The following is a 14710-nucleotide window of genomic DNA, read 5'->3' as shown; positions in this document are numbered from 1 at the left end:
ATGACGGTCAAGGTCAGCGTCGTCGTCCCGGTCTACAACCCCGGCCCGTACATCGAGGACTGCATCGCCTCGCTGTTACGGCAGAGCCTCCCGGACGACGAGTACGAAGCGATCTTCGTGGACGACGGCTCGACGGACGAGACGCCGGACCGCCTCGACGAACTCGCCGCACAGCACCCGCACATGCTCGTCGTCCACCAGGAGAACTCCGGATGGTCGGGCAAGCCGCGCAACCTGGGCATCGAGGCCGCGCGCGGCGAGTTCGTCATGTTCGTCGACAACGACGACTGGCTGGGGGACGAGGCGCTCGAGCGGATGTACGCGTACGGCGTCGAGCACGAAGCGGACGTCGTCATCGGGAAGATGGCCGGCAAGGGCCGTCCCGTACCGCTCGAACTGTTCCGCGTGAACCGGCCCCGGGCCGACGTCATGAACGCGCCGCTGATCGACAGCCTGACCCCGCACAAGATGTTCCGCCGGTCGTTCCTGGACGAGCGCGGGCTGCGTTTCCCGGAGGGGCGGCGGCGGCTCGAGGACCACGTCTTCGTCACCGAGGCCTATCTCACCGCGGGCAGCGTCGCCGTCCTGAGCGACTACGTCTGCTACTACCACGTCAAGCGCGAGGACGCCTCCAACGCCGGTTTCCAGCGCATCGACCCGGTGGGCTACTTCCGCAATCTGCGCGAAGCCCTCGACATCGTCGAGAAGTACACCGAACCCGGGCCGCTGCGCGACAAGTTGTACCGCCGCTGGTTCCGCAACGAGATGATCGAGCGGATGCGCGGCGGGCGGCTGCTCGCCTGGCCGGAGGAGTACCGGCACGAGATGTTCCGCGAGATCCACGAGGTGGCCGTGGAGCGCTTCGGACCCGGCGTCATGACCGGGATGCTGCCAACGCAGCAGGTCGTCGGCGCGCTGATCAAGGCGGACCGCTACCCGGACATCGAGGCGCTCGCGCGGTGGGAGAAGGACATCGGGCCGGGCGCCGAGCTGACCGGCCTCGAGTGGGAGGGCGGCACGCTGCGCCTCGGCCTGACCGGCGAGATGCACGTCGGCAGGCAGCCGATGACCTTCCTCGGCACGGGCGAAAGAGGGAGTGAGGAAGGGCTGCTCGACATCCCGATCGAGACCGCGGGCAGGGACGTCGCGGCGCTGCAGGACGCCGACATGTCGGCCCGTACCGGCAAGGCGAAGATCGATCTGGTGGTACGGGAACGCTCCACGGCCGCCGAATTCTACCAGCCGGTCGAGTTCACCAGGGAGCGCCTGGACGTCCCGGAGACGGACCGGTTCCGGCTGGTGCTGCGCGCGACAGTCACGATCGACCCCCAGTCCGCGGCAGGCGGGGCACCCCTGGCGCGCGGCATCTGGGACGTCTTCGTGCGCGTCCACGTCAGCGGCTGGACCAAGGAGACGCGTCTGGGCGCTGTGCGCAGCGAGGCCGCCGGGGCCGGCCGCCGCGCCGCCTTCCTCGGCGAGCCCGCGCGGCTCGTCCTGCCGTACTGGACCGAACCCCACGGCAATCTGTCGCTGGACGTCGGCCAGGCGACCTCGCGCTTCGGGTACGACCTCGCGGACCTCGGCGTCCGGGAGGTGCGCGTGGACGGCTCGGACCTGATGGCGCAACTGCCGGTCCACGTCACCGATGAGACCGAGGCACTGCTCCATCTGTCCGAGAACGGGGGCGCGGAGCGCACGGTGAGCGCCCGCGCGGTGGTGGCCGCCGCCGAAGGCGGCCCCGGTTCGGTGCTGCGCGCCGGGCTCTCGGACCTGGAACTGACCGAGGGGACCTGGCGCCTGGAGCTGAGCCCGTGTGCCGAACCGGAGAGCCGCACCAGGCTTCCCCTCGTCCTGACCGTCGGCCCCGCGGGTGCGCTGTCCCTGCGCCGCCCCCACGAAGGTGCCGCCCAGCATCCCGTACCGCCTCCCCGGAAGCCGCGGCCCGGTCTGCTCCGGCGGGCGATGCGCAAGGCGCAGCGGCTCACCGCCCGCTGAATGCCGCAATTCGCTGCCGCATATCGCGGGGCCGTTCCACCACACCATCCACCACGAGGTCTCCCCATGCTCAAAGTCAGCGTCGTCGTGCCCGTCTACAACGCCGGCCCCTTTGTCGAGAAGTGTGCGGAAACGCTTCTTCGGCAGAGCATCGGGCAGGACGCCTACGAGGTCGTCTACGTCGACGACGGCTCCACCGACGACTCGGCTGAACGCCTCGACCGGCTCGCGGCCCGACACCCCCATGTGCGCGTCCACCACCAGGAGAACTCCGGCTGGCCGGGCAAGCCGAGGAACGTCGGTGTGCGGATGAGCCGCGGCGAGTACGTGCAGTTCGTCGACCAGGACGACGAACTGGGCCTCGAGGCGCTGGAACGGCTCCACGCACTCGGCAAGCGCAACGGATCCGACATCGTCCTCGGCAAGACGGCGGGCACCATGGCGGGACCCAGCAACGTCTTCGCCCGCACCATCGACAAGTGCACCGTCGAGGACCACGAGCTGTTCGAGAGCCTGACCCCCCACAAGATGTTCCGGCGCGCGTTCCTCCTCGAGAACGAGATCAGGTTCCCCGAGGGCCGCTGCCGGCTCGAGGACCAGCTCTTCATGGCCCACGCCTATTCCGTGGCGAAATGCGTCTCGGTCGTGGGCGACTACCCCTGCTACTACTGGATGCGGCGCGAGGACGGCAGGAACACGAGCAGCAGAGAGCTCGTCGTCGACGAGTACTTCGGCTGTCTGCGGAAGGTCGTCCAGACCGTCAAGGCCCACACGCCGCCCGGACCCGTGCAGGACAAGATGCTCCGCCGTACGTACCGGGTGGAGGTCCTCCGCCAGGTGAGCGAGCCCTTCGTACTGAGCGGCCACCGTCAGATCGAGGAGCGCTACGAGGCCGTGCGCAAGCTCGTGCTCGAGGAGTTCCCCCCGTCCGTCCGTGACGGGCTTCCCGCGGTGGCGCGGCTCAGGGCGCACCTGCTGGAGCAGGGGCGTCTCGACGCGCTGCGCCTCCTGGCCGGCCGCACCAAGCAGGTGGCGCCGCGCGCCGAGCTCGGCAGGCCCCGCTGGCACCAAGGGGCCCTCATGGCCCCCGTGCGGCTGCACCTCGTCCATGCCGACGGCACACCGCTGACCCTCCTGGAGCGCCAGGGACGCCTGCTGCTCGATCCGGTGCTGACCGAGGGAATCCCCGGCGCGCAGGAGTGGGAGGTCGGCGACCTCCTGAACGCCGCGTACGGGGAGATCCGGCTCTCCCACCGCGGGCAGCACATCGGCTGGTATCCCGACTCCGGCTTCGACGTCCGGCTCGAGAACGCGGGACGCGGCCGGAAGAAGGCCGTGGTGTCCGGGACGATGTGGATCGATCCGCTCACCGCCGCCGGCGGCGGCCCCCTCGACCGGGGCGTGCACGACGTCTCAGCGTTCTTCCAGGTCCTCGGGCTCGGACGCAGTGCGGCGCTGCGCGGCGACGGGAAGAGCGAGCCGCTGGCCGGACGGGCGGTGCAGCTGGGCACGCCGTCCCGCGCGGTCATCCCGTACTGGACGGCGGCCCGCCAACTCGCCATCGATGTCGGTGAGTTCTACCACCAGCTGAGTGCTGTTCCGGGACGGGTCCCGCTGAGGCGGCGTGTTCCGGCACCCGTCCGGCGGCCGCTCGGGAAGGCACTGCGTTACGTTCGGCGGTGAACGGACGGCGATGACACCGGGGGCGGCCCTGCCCGGAGGACGGGCAGGGCCGACTCAGGCTGCCGGGCGCAGCAGGGGGAGCGCGCGGCTGAGCGCCGCCCGCCAGTCGCGCGGCGGCTCGAGCCCTGCTTCCGCCCAGCGCCCGTGCCCCAGCACGCTGAAGGCCGGGCGCGGCGCCGGGCGGACGTAGGCGGTGCTGTCGGTGGGGCGGACGCGTGACGGATCGGCACCGGCGAGGCGGAAGACCTCGCGTGCGAGGTCGTACCAGGTGGCCTCTCCCGAGCTGGTGCCGTGGAAGACGCCGGCCGCTTCGGGGCGCGTGCCCAGCCAGACGAGCCGTTCGGCGACATCGCGCGCCCACGTCGGCTGCCCCACCTGGTCGTCGACGACGTCGACCGTGTCGCGCTCGCGCTCCAGGCGGAGCATCGTGCGGACGAAGCTGGGGCCGTGGGCGCCGTACAGCCAGGCGGTGCGCACCACGGCCGCACGCTCGGGCAGCACGCCCAGCACGGCCTCCTCGCCCGCCAGCTTGGTACGGCCGTAGGCGGTGCGCGGGCCCGTAGGGGCGTTTTCCGCGTATGGGACGGTCGCGTCACCGGGGAACACGTAGTCCGTCGAGACATGGAGCAGGCGCGCGCCGTACTCCCGGCATGTCTCGGCGAGCAGCTGCGGGCCGTCGGCGTTGACCCGGTGGGCCTCCGCCTCCCGGGACTCGGCGTCGTCGACCGCCGTCCAGGCCGCGCAGTTGACGACGATGTCCGGCGCCAGGGCCTTGACCGCGTGGCGGACCTGCACGGGGTCGGTGATGTCCAGGTCGCGCCGGGTGCGGGCGGCCAGCAGCGCGCCCTCCGCTGCCAGCAGCGCGGCGACCTCGCGGCCCAGCATGCCGCCGGCGCCCGTCACCAGCCACTTCATCGCTGAGCCCCGACAAACGCGCGCGCCTTGAGGGGCTCCCACCAGGCGCGGTTGTCGCGGTACCAGGCGACCGTCTCGGCCAGGCCCTGGGCGAAGTCCTTCCGCGGCCGGTACCCGAGCTCCGTACGGATCTTGGTGCAGTCGACCGAGTAGCGGCGGTCGTGGCCCTTGCGGTCCTCGACGTACTCGACCATGTCCCAGCCGGCGCCGCACGCGGCGAGCAGGCGATCGGTGAGCTCGCGGTTGCAGAGCTCCGTCCCGCCGCCGATGTTGTAGACCTCGCCGGGGCGGCCGCCGGTGCGGACGAGCTCGATGCCCTGGACGTGGTCGTCGATGTGCAGCCAGTCGCGGACGTTGAGCCCGTCCCCGTAGAGGGGGACCTTCCGCCCGTCCAGGAGGTTGGTGATGAAGAGAGGGATGACCTTCTCGGGGAACTGGTGGTGCCCGTAGTTGTTCGAGCAGCGGGTGACGCGGACGTCGAGCCCGTGCGTGCGGTGGTACGCCAGGGCCAGCAGATCGCTCGACGCCTTGGAGGCCGAGTACGGGGAGTTCGGCGCGAGCGGCTCCTCCTCCGTCCAGGAGCCGGACTCCAGCGACCCGTACACCTCGTCCGTGGAGACGTGCACGAAGCGCCGCAGGGCGCCCTGCAGGGCGGCGTCCAGGAGGATCTGGGTGCCGAGGACGTTCGTACGGACGAATGCGCCGCCGCTGAGGATCGACCGGTCGACATGCGATTCGGCGGCGAAGTGCACGATCTCGTCGTGCTCGCCGACCAGCTTCCGTACGAGATCGGCGTCGCAGATGTCGCCGTGCACGAACGTGAAGCCGGGGTGGCCCCGGACCGGGTCGAGATTGGCCGGGTTGCCCGCGTAGGTGAGGGCGTCCAGGACCGTGATCCTGACGTCCGCGGGGCCGCCGGGGCCGAGGAGGGCGCGGACGTAGTGCGAGCCGATGAAGCCGGCACCGCCTGTCACCAGGATCTTCGTGGGCGTCGGGGTCGTCGAGGTCGTCATGAGCAAATCTGCACCTTGCTGTGGTCGCCGAGCACGAATCGGTGGGCGGCGGGCACGCGCGGGGCGGGGGTCACGTCGACCTGGCGGCCGATGAGCGACGCCTCGATGCGGCGGACGCCGCGCACGGACGCACCGGTCAGGACGATCGAGTACTCGATCTCGCTGTCGTCGACGGAGCAGCCGGCGGCGATGGAGGTGAAAGGGCCGACATACGACTCCGTGACGGTGGCGTCCGCGCCGATGACGGCGGGACCGACAATGCGGGAGCGCCGCACCTGGGCCCCTTTCTCGATACGCACCCGGCCGATGATCTCACTTTCGGCGTCGACGTCCCCGGCCAGCTCCGGCTGGAGGACTTCCAGCACCGAGCGGTTCACCTCGAGCATGTCCGTGACATTCCCGGTGTCTTTCCAATAACCGGTGATGGTGGTCGAGCGGACGTTCTTCCCGTTCTCGATGAGCCACTGAATGGCATGTGTGATCTCCAACTCGCCGCGCGACGACGGCTGAATGGAGCGCACTGCCTCGTGGACCAGCGGCGTGAAAAGGTAGACGCCGACGAGCGCCAGATCGCTTTTGGGGTGAAGAGGTTTCTCCTCCAGGGCGACGACATTGCCGGAGATGTCGAGCTCGGCGACGCCGAAGGCCGACGGATCGCTGACGGGCGTCAGCATGATCTGGGCGTCGGGCCGCTCCTTTCGGAATTCGTCGACGATGTGCGTGATGCCGCCCACGATGAAGTTGTCACCGAGATACATGACGAAGTCGTCGTCGCCGAGGAAGTCCCGGGAGATCAGCACGGCGTGGGCCAGGCCGAGCGGGCGTACCTGGTGGATGTAGGTCACCCGGATCCCGAACCGCGAGCCGTCACCGACCGCCTCGCGAATCTCGCCGGACGTCTCGCCGACGACGATGCCCACATCGGTGATGCCGGCCTCGGCGAGGGATTCGAGCCCGTAGAAGAGGACGGGCTTGTTCGCTACCGGCACCAGCTGTTTGGCCGAGGTGTGGGTGATCGGACGGAGCCGGGTTCCCGAACCTCCGGCCAGGACAAGTGCTTTCATGGCGTGGCGCATAACTGGTCAACGGCTCCGTGAATTGGTTGCGCTGGACGTGGTCTTTGCGGGTTCCTCGGCGGGCGGTTGCTGCGGTACGACCGTCGCCACCGGTGCCTCGATGGAATCCGCCGCGTGGACGAGACGCCGTACCGCCCTGTTGAAACGCGTCATCGAATCCGGCTCGTCGGGACCGAGCAGATAATTCTTGAGATCCGCACGGGTCTCCCGCATCGTGTCGTGTTCCTTGCCTGCCGCGATCAGCAGCACGTCGTGCAGGCCTGCCGCGTCCGGGGTGAGGACGAACGCGCCCAGAGCCGCCGTGTACCGGCGGCGGAACTCCTGCTCGCCCAGCTCGGCTCCGTCGACGATGGCGTACGGCTTTCCGCTCGCGACGAAGTCGGAGACGACGCTGGAGATGTCGGAGACGAGCAGGTCGCACTGGTTGAAGCAGGAGTACAGATGCGGGCCTTTCGCGTCGATCACCACGTGCCGGCTCGGCGGGTGAGCGGCCCAGAACAGCGACTCCCGGCGGGCCGCGAGCCGGTCGAGGGCACCAGCCACGGCCGGCGTCAGCAGGGCGTCACGGGCACGTTCCGCCTCGTCCGCCCGCGGCCGGCCCTGTGCCAGGGCCGCCCGCCACCGTGCCTCGACCCGGGCGCGCTCGGCGGTCAGAGCAGGATCGACGGGGTCGGCGCCCCGGGCGGCGTTGGCCGCCTCGAGCAGGGCCACGATGCGTTCGTGCGCCCGCTTCGCTCGCGGATCCCGGACGCCGGTGTAGGGGTGCGGCTTGTACAGCACACGCACCTCGACCGGCGCGGAGAGCAGGGCCTTGACGATCAGCTCGCCCGACTCGGTGATCGAGGTGACTCCCGGCACGGGCTCCCAGCTCTCCCAGGTCGGCGCGTACAGCACCGTCAGCGGCGAGACCGGGCTCTCCTCCGCTCTTCGGACCGGGGCCAGTTGGGGCCGTCCGACCTCGACGACCGCCTCGTCCCGTACGCCGACGTCCGCCGCCGCCCAGCGGTCGCGCCCCGCGCGGCCGGCCGTCCACACCTCGTCGTAGACCTTGGCGAACGGGTTGACCGACGCCTGCTTGTCGCTGTCACCGTGGCCGATGAACACGTGCTTGGCGGTCGGGATGCGGAGCATATGGATGTTCGGCCCGACGTTGGCCGCGTAGAGCACCACGCGCACGGAGGAGAAGTCGAAGTTCATCACGTGGTTGGCGTTGGACACGCACATCACCGGGACCGTGGTGGGAGCGAGATCGGCGAGCATGTGCCGTTCCCGCAGGAGCACCAACGGGCGGGCGTCCAGCGCCTCCAGCGTCTTCAGCCACATGTCGATCTGGTAGGCGGAGGACTTCATGCCGGAGAAGTACAGGACCACCGTGGGCCGGTGGTCCCTGAGCCAGCGGTCCGCGTGCTGCAGGACCAGCCCCTCACCGGATGTCCTGCCGGCCTCCAGACAGACCGGGAACAGCGCGACGACGTAGGTGAGGACCAGCGTGAGCGTCGCGGCACAGCCCACCGTCGCCGCCGTCATGTTCTGCGTCGCGATCCATACGAGGATTCCCGCGACGGCCGGTACGTCCGCGTGCATGATCTTCTCGTAGCCGCGGACCGTGAGCAGCGGCGAGGGAGTGTCCGGGATGTGCAGGGCGCCGAGGTCGATGTTCCGGGTCAGCACGGGGAGCCGGCGAGCGCGTTTGATCCGCGCCAGGAGCAGGCTCTGCGGTACCTGCAGGAAGTAGAAGAGGGCGAAGGTGGTGGCCGCCAGCAGGACGGGGGCCTCCACGCGCGCGAGGAGCACCAGCAGCAGCAGCTGGCGGACGACGAAGCGCATCGTCACGCCGAGGCGGCCGGCGCGCGCCACTCGGAAGAGCCAGGTGTCGGCATTGCCGAGGCGCACATCGGCGGCATAACCGGCCGCCGCGGCACACCCGAAGAGCCACGGGTTGCCGAGCGCGGCGGCCACGGCGAGCGTGGGCCAGCACAGCAGGAAGGCGACAGCGGAAACGGGGCGATCGGAGAGGACCTTCGAGATCATCTGGCGGCGCTCCTCACGGGCGACTCGAGGCGGACGTCGACGACCTGGCCGGTGCGCGCGGACAGCAGCACGTCGATCGACGTACGCGCGACCGCCTCCGACGTCAGAAGCGAGTCGGCCGGCTCGTTCCCGAAGGCCCGCACCCTCATCGGTGTGCGGGTCCGCTCCGGGTTGACGCAGTTGACGCGGACGCCGTCGGCCGCCCACTCGTCGGCCAGCGCCTGGGCGAGGTTGACCATGGCCGCCTTGGAGGACGAGTAGAGGCTGTACTCGGCGCGCCCGCGCGTGTAGCTGCTGGAGGTGTAGAGCAGCAGCTGGCCGCGGCTGGCGGCGAGATACCGGTGCGCGGCCTTGGCGATCTGCACCGGCGCCAGGTAGTTGACCTCGAGAGCCTCGCGGATGCGGTCCTCCGGGCACTCGCTGAGCCGGCCGACGCGCAGAACGGCGGCCGTGACGACGACGTAGTCGATCCGGCCGGCCACCGCGTGCGCCTCCGCCAGCGCCTTCCCGACCTGTTCGGTGTTCTCGACATGCACACCGGTGGTGCTCCGCCCGTGCGCGAACACCGTGGCCCCGTACCGCTCAGCGAGCGCGGCGATGTCCGCGCCGATTCCGTACGAACCCCCGAAGACGACCAGCGACTTGCCCGCGAGGAGCCGGCGGTAGTCGTCTTCCCCGCTCTGGGGCGGCACGGTGTGCGAGGAGAGCTGGAAGAGCTTGTCGGCGAGGTGGATGTCGACGGGTTCGGTCACCTTCATGTTGTGCGCATCGCCGGGCACCACGTGAACGGGCACGTGGGGCAGGTAGTTGAGGACGACGGAGCAGTCGTCGGTGGCGCGGAAGGACGGGTCGGCGGAGGCGATCTCGTACGCCCTGCGGATCGTCGACAGCCTGAAGGCCTGGGGCGTCTGGCCGCGCCGCAGCCGGCTGCGGTCGGGGATGTCGGTGATGTACTCGCCGTCCGCGCCGTGCGTGCGCGTGACGATGATGGTGTCGGCGGTGGGGATGGCCACGTCGACGGCGTCGTGGGAGTCGAGGGCCGCGATGCAGTCGGCGATGATGCGCTGCGAGAGCAGCGGACGTACGGCGTCGTGGAAGAGGACCTTCTGGTCCTGCCCCCCGTGCAGTCGGGCCGTCAAAAAGCCGATGGCGCGTTCGGTGGTCTCGTTGCGTGTGCCGCCGCCGTCCAGAACGCAACTGACCTTGGTGAATCGTTTCTTCACGACGATTTCCTCGGCACGTCCCACGTATCCGGGCGCCATCATCAGCAGGACGTCGTCCACGCCCGGAGCCTCCTCGAAGATGCCGAGGGTGTGCTCGAGGATGGATCGCCCCGCGATCTTGAGGAACTGTTTGGGGACGGCGAGGCCCACGCGCTGGCCTGTGCCTCCGGCGAGGACGACGGCGGTGGTACGGATGCGTGGCATGCGGGGTACGTGATCCTTCCGTGGGTAAGTGGCCGACCCGGGCTGCCGGCTCACGGCTCATGGCTCACGGCTCGAGGAGTGGCGAGTGGCGAGCGACGGACCGCGGTGCCGCGCCCGGCGCCGGGCGCGGAGATGTCGATGACCGACTCTTCGGGCGTACGTGACCGACCTAAAGAAACGTTTCTTCTGGGCCTGTCGGGGATGATCGCGCTGAACCGAGGCAAGGTGCATCCATAGGTTGTAAGCGGCATATGGCACTGAAACGACCGATAGGGTGAGGGGGTTACGCCGGATGAGCCATTCGGGGGGAAGCCCGGCGCCCCGGCGGCGCCGTGATCTTCGGCGCGGACCCCGGACCCTCCACGGCGCGACTTCTCCTGCGCCGCCGGGACAGGCCGACAGGACCTAGCACTGGGACAGGAACGGGAAATCCAGCAGGTGATCGCGGAGGACGGCCGTGTCCGGGCGGAGGTTCTCCCGTTGTGCGCGCCGAGCCATGGCCGAGAGCGCCGGCGCGCGGGTTCCCGGACGCACGAGCACGTCCTGCCACTGCCGCTCGGTGAACCGGAGCTTTCCGGCCGACACGAAGCCCGTGGCGTAGGCGCGCTGGAGCAGGGGCCGAGAGGTCGGGGTGGTGAAACGGAAGCCCTTCGGGTCGTTCGGGGTGCCGAGCGCCACCACCAACTGCACGCGCTTCATGAGGCGGGCCGGCAGGGCGGTGCGGCGAAGGTAGGGGTCGGCAAGGCCGAGCAGGTCGTAGACGTCGCGTGAGCGGCCGAGGCAGAACGGGGTGATCCCGGCGTCCCCGATGGCCACTGTGCCCCGGAGATCCGGATCGTCGGCCATCGCGCGGCCGAGCGCTTCGTGGGCGTACGAGAGGCGATGGCGGTACGCGGCGATGGCTGCCAGCTGGCGCGGTGGGGTGTCCGAGACCAGCAGGACCGCCACCGCGGCCATGGCGACCCCGACCACGGTGTACGCCGCCGCGCGTCGCCTCCGTACCGCCGTGTACACCGCGCACAGGGCGACCGCGCCCGCCGTGACGGCGAGCCAGGGCTGCCACTCGAAGGTGAGCTCAGTGCCCGCGGCCACGGCCGTGGCGGTCAGTGACCAGGGTGCGGCAGCAGAGTCCAGCGGCCGTGCGAGCGCTACCAGCGCGACCGGGAACAGGATCTGGAACGAGAACCGGTCGGCATAGTTCATGGCCAGGACGGAATGCTGGTACAGGCCGATGTGGATCACGGCGGCGCATACCGCGAGCACCAGGGGAGTGGCGTCGCGCAGTCGCCCGGCAGCGGTGCGGCGGAGCAGGGCCACGGCGAGCACGGCGGCGGCGAGGCAGGCCGCACCGCCGAGCAGCAGCGCCCACAGGGCAGCGCCCCCGGTCAGGGCGCCGTCGATCCAGCTTCCGTGGCCCACGGACTTCTCGTAGAACGGATTCGGGAAGAATCGCCCGAAGTACCAGGCGCGCGCCGCCCAGTAACCGGCCAGCGCGACACCGAGCGCCGACGCGGCGTACAGATCGCGCCGGGTCGGACGCACCGCGAGATTCCACAGCTGCGCCGCCGCCGCCAGTGCCATGCCCTCGGGCCGGGTCAGTGCGAGCGCCAGGCAGGTGAGATGGCCCCATCGCCCGAGTGATCCCCGTACGTACACGAGGCCGAACGCCAGGGCGGTCAGCAGCGCGAAGGAGACGGTCTCCAGGCCGCTGAAGAGATGGACGAAGAAGACAGGGTTGAGAAGCGCGAACGCCCACAGCGCAAGGCGCTGGGGATACGGCACGTCCAGCCGGCGCACCACCAGAACATGGCCCGCGAGCAGTGCCAGGCCCACCACCTTGAAGAAGAGCTCCACCGGGATGCGCAGCAGCGCGGGCACGACGGACAGCGCCGTGTAGAGCGGGTTGGTGTAGGCCTCGACCCGCACGTGATCCGTGGGGTTCCAGTTCCACACCCCCGCCTCGACGAGGTTCTGCCCGTAGCGCCAGGAGATGAAGGCGTCGTCGACGGTGTACCGGACGAACACGAAGGCGAGGGCGGCGGCCACGGTGGCCAGCAGGGCCGGCGCGGCCACGCGGGTGATTCTCAACGCAGCGTCATCTTCCTTGCTACGGACCGTCGGTTGACTCCGGCTCAACCTGCCCGGCGGGCATGCGGTCACTTTGTTGTGCCTCGAACGGGCGGGGCGTCAGCGGAGGGCGACGCCGGGCGTTCATCGCACCGGTCATCCATGGGGATGGAGGTTGATTCCGGCCGAAAACTCTCCTGGGTCAACGGAGTTCTTCAGTCATCGGAGTCAGGGGCAAGGCGACTTGTCCGTTCCCTGAAGGAGAGTGTCCATGGGTGCCCTGGCCGGTGAACTCATCCCGACCGCTCGTCCGGTGATCGGATCACCTGAGATCGAGGCCGCCGTCCGGGTCCTGCGCAGCGGGCATGTGGTCCAGGGCCCCGAAGTGGCCGCCTTCGAGCGGGAGTTCGCGCGCCTGGTCGCCGGCCGTGAGTGCGTCGCGGTGAACTCCGGCACCTCCGCGCTCCAGCTCAGTCTCATGGCTCTGGGGATCGGGCCCGGCGACGAGGTCGTGGTGCCCTCGTTCTCGTTCGCCGCCACCGCGAACGCCGTACGCCTGGTCGGTGCGACGCCGGTGTTCGCGGACATCGACCCCGCCACCTACTGCCTCGCCCCCGATGCGGCTGCCGCCGCGGTCGGACCGAGGACCGCGGCCCTGATGCCCGTGCACCTCTACGGGCACCCGGCCGCCATGGACCGGCTGCTGGCCCTCGCCGAGCGGCACGGACTCGCCGTCCTGGAGGACGCCTGCCAGGCCCACGGCGCCCAATTGCACGGCCGGCCCGTCGGCGGTTTCGGCACCGCGGGATGCTTCAGCTTCTATCCGACCAAGAACATGCACACCCTCGAGGGCGGTCTCGTCGCGACATCCGATCCCGAACTCGCCCGCAGACTCCGGCTGTTGCGCAACCAGGGCATGGAGGAGCGGTACGCGAACGAGATCGTCGGCGCAAACATGCGGATGACCGACGTGGCCGCCGCCGTCGGCCGTGTCCAGCTGGCGCAGCTGCCCGAGTGGACCGAGCGGCGGCGGGCCAACGCCGAGCTGCTGGACTCCGGGATCTCCGCCCTGCCCGTGCCGTACGTCGCCGACGGGGCCCGGCACGTCTACCACCAGTACACCGTGCGCGTCTCCCACGAGGCGCGGGACGCCGTCCAGCGGGAGCTGGCCGTGCGCGGGGTGGGCAGCGCCGTCTACTACCCGACGCCCATCCACCGGCTCAAGCCGTACGCGCTGTATGCGGGCCCCGACGCGCCCGACCTGCCGGAGACGGACCGGGCCAGTTCCGAAGTCCTGTCACTCCCCGTCCATCCGCTGCTCACCCCGAGCGAACTCGACCGGATCGTGAACGCCGTGAACTCCCTGGCGGCGCTGCGATGACCCACGGGAAGCCGCTGCGGGCCGGGCTCATCGGACTGGGCGCGATGGGGCGCCACCATGCGCGTGTGCTGTCGCAGCTCGACGGTGTGGAACTGGTCGGGGTGATGGACCCCGCGGGCGACCCCGCGGGCGCGGCACGGGGCATCCCGGTCGTCGCGACCCTGCCCGAGCTGCTTGCCCTCGGCCTCGACTACGGAGTGGTCGCCTGCCCCACGGTGCTGCACGACGAGGTGGGTCTGCTCTTGGCCGAGTACGGTGTGTGCGCGCTGATCGAGAAGCCGCTCGCGCACTCCGTGACCGCGGCCCGGCGGCTCGTCGAAGCCTTCGACCGGGCCGGTCTGGTCGCCGGTGTCGGGCACATCGAGCGCTTCAACCCCGCGCTGCAGAACATGCGCTCGCGTCTGGAGGCGGGCGAACTCGGCGAGGTCTTCCAGGTCGTCACGCGGCGGCAGGGACCCTTCCCGGAGCGCATCGCCGATGTGGGCGTGGTGCAGGACCTGGCGACCCACGACATCGATCTCACCAGGTGGGTGACGGGCTCCGACTACGCGTCGGTGGCGGCCCGCACCGTCTCCAAGAGCCGCCATCCGCACGAGGACATGGTCGCGGTCATCGGTGAACTCGCCGACGGCACCATGGTCAGCCATCTCGTCAACTGGCTCAGCCCGCTGAAGGAGCGGTTCGTCGCCGTCACGGGAGACCGCGGCTGCTTCGTCGCTGACACCCTCACCGCCGACCTCACGCTCTACGCCAACGGTGCCGTGGCCACGGAGTGGGAAGCGCTGCGCGCCTTCCGCGGGGTGTCCGAGGGCGACATGATCCGCTGGTCCATCCCCAAGCGGGAGCCGCTGCTCATCGAGCACGAACGGTTCCGCGACGCCGTGGACGGCAAGACCACGGACATCGTCACGCTCGGCCAGGGGCTCAGGACCGTCGAGATCGCGGAGGAGGTTCTCGCCGCCGCGCGACAGCGGGTGTGCGTGCCCATGCAGAGCACGCAACCCGCCATGCTGAGGAACTGAGGAGTACTAGGGCGCGTATCGAGTCGTGATCAATCTGCGCGATCCGCCCTCGCGGAGGGGCCTGGGCCGGTAGATCTTCTTGCGTGACGCGAGTGCAACT

General features: G+C 70.2%; 10 protein-coding genes. 4 read left to right on the top strand and 6 right to left on the bottom strand.

From position 1 onward, the window contains the following. Nucleotides 1-1995, top strand: coding sequence for a glycosyltransferase family 2 protein (locus ACWD4J_RS37220; protein WP_451399955.1), 1995 nt, complete (start codon nt 1-3; stop codon nt 1993-1995). A 66-nt stretch (nt 1996-2061) separates the two neighbouring features. Beyond that, nucleotides 2062-3678, top strand: a complete 1617-nt coding sequence (locus tag ACWD4J_RS37215) for a glycosyltransferase (RefSeq protein ID WP_451399954.1) — start codon at nt 2062-2064, stop codon at nt 3676-3678. Nucleotides 3679-3732: 54 nt separating this feature from the next. On the opposite strand, the gene rfbD is transcribed toward ACWD4J_RS37215, so the two are convergent. From rfbD to ACWD4J_RS37185, 6 genes are all read right to left on the bottom strand, one after another. Next, on the bottom strand, nt 3733-4593 hold the full coding sequence (rfbD, locus tag ACWD4J_RS37210; protein ID WP_451399953.1) for a dTDP-4-dehydrorhamnose reductase: 861 nt from the start codon (nt 4591-4593) through the stop codon (nt 3733-3735). After that, nucleotides 4590-5606: a dTDP-glucose 4,6-dehydratase gene (gene rfbB, locus ACWD4J_RS37205; RefSeq protein WP_451399952.1), complete on the bottom strand. Its 1017-nt coding sequence runs from the start codon at nt 5604-5606 to the stop codon at nt 4590-4592. Before rfbB ends, rfbD begins: the two co-directional genes overlap by 4 nt. Beyond that, nucleotides 5603-6670, bottom strand: a complete 1068-nt coding sequence (locus ACWD4J_RS37200) for a glucose-1-phosphate thymidylyltransferase (protein WP_451399951.1) — start codon at nt 6668-6670, stop codon at nt 5603-5605. The genes rfbB and ACWD4J_RS37200 overlap by 4 nt, the downstream gene beginning before the upstream one ends. Before the next feature lie 18 nt (nt 6671-6688). Next, nucleotides 6689-8713, bottom strand: coding sequence for a hypothetical protein (locus ACWD4J_RS37195; RefSeq protein ID WP_451399950.1), 2025 nt, complete (start codon nt 8711-8713; stop codon nt 6689-6691). Further along, on the bottom strand, nt 8710-10140 hold the full coding sequence (locus ACWD4J_RS37190; protein ID WP_451399949.1) for an SDR family NAD(P)-dependent oxidoreductase: 1431 nt from the start codon (nt 10138-10140) through the stop codon (nt 8710-8712). Before ACWD4J_RS37190 ends, ACWD4J_RS37195 begins: the two co-directional genes overlap by 4 nt. Nucleotides 10141-10545: 405 nt before the next feature. Beyond that, complete coding sequence (locus ACWD4J_RS37185; RefSeq protein WP_451399948.1) at nt 10546-12213, bottom strand: hypothetical protein; 1668 nt, start codon at nt 12211-12213, stop codon at nt 10546-10548. Between the two features lie 265 nt (nt 12214-12478). On the opposite strand from ACWD4J_RS37185, the gene ACWD4J_RS37180 reads away from it, so the two are divergent. Both ACWD4J_RS37180 and ACWD4J_RS37175 read left to right on the top strand, forming a co-directional pair. Then, entirely contained in the window at nt 12479-13588 is a 1110-nt protein-coding gene (locus tag ACWD4J_RS37180; RefSeq protein ID WP_451399947.1) for a DegT/DnrJ/EryC1/StrS family aminotransferase, read from the top strand. Next, nucleotides 13585-14610 carry a Gfo/Idh/MocA family oxidoreductase gene (locus ACWD4J_RS37175; RefSeq protein WP_451399946.1) on the top strand — a complete coding sequence of 342 codons (1026 nt, stop codon included), beginning with the start codon at nt 13585-13587 and terminating at the stop codon, nt 14608-14610. Before ACWD4J_RS37180 ends, ACWD4J_RS37175 begins: the two co-directional genes overlap by 4 nt. Nucleotides 14611-14710 lie beyond the last annotated feature (100 nt).

This window comes from Streptomyces sp. NPDC002577 (genome assembly GCF_053594815.1).
This window is presented reverse-complemented; position numbering and strand designations above follow the sequence as displayed.

Coding starts and splice junctions, on each gene's coding strand:
- ACWD4J_RS37220 (WP_451399955.1), top strand. CDS start 1: ATGACGGTCAAGGTCAGCGTCGTCGTCCCGGTCTACAACCCCGGCCCG.
- ACWD4J_RS37215 (WP_451399954.1), top strand. CDS start 2,062: ATGCTCAAAGTCAGCGTCGTCGTGCCCGTCTACAACGCCGGCCCCTTT.
- rfbD (WP_451399953.1), bottom strand. CDS start 4,593: ATGAAGTGGCTGGTGACGGGCGCCGGCGGCATGCTGGGCCGCGAGGTC.
- rfbB (WP_451399952.1), bottom strand. CDS start 5,606: ATGACGACCTCGACGACCCCGACGCCCACGAAGATCCTGGTGACAGGC.
- ACWD4J_RS37200 (WP_451399951.1), bottom strand. CDS start 6,670: ATGAAAGCACTTGTCCTGGCCGGAGGTTCGGGAACCCGGCTCCGTCCG.
- ACWD4J_RS37195 (WP_451399950.1), bottom strand. CDS start 8,713: ATGATCTCGAAGGTCCTCTCCGATCGCCCCGTTTCCGCTGTCGCCTTC.
- ACWD4J_RS37190 (WP_451399949.1), bottom strand. CDS start 10,140: ATGCCACGCATCCGTACCACCGCCGTCGTCCTCGCCGGAGGCACAGGC.
- ACWD4J_RS37180 (WP_451399947.1), top strand. CDS start 12,479: ATGGGTGCCCTGGCCGGTGAACTCATCCCGACCGCTCGTCCGGTGATC.
- ACWD4J_RS37175 (WP_451399946.1), top strand. CDS start 13,585: ATGACCCACGGGAAGCCGCTGCGGGCCGGGCTCATCGGACTGGGCGCG.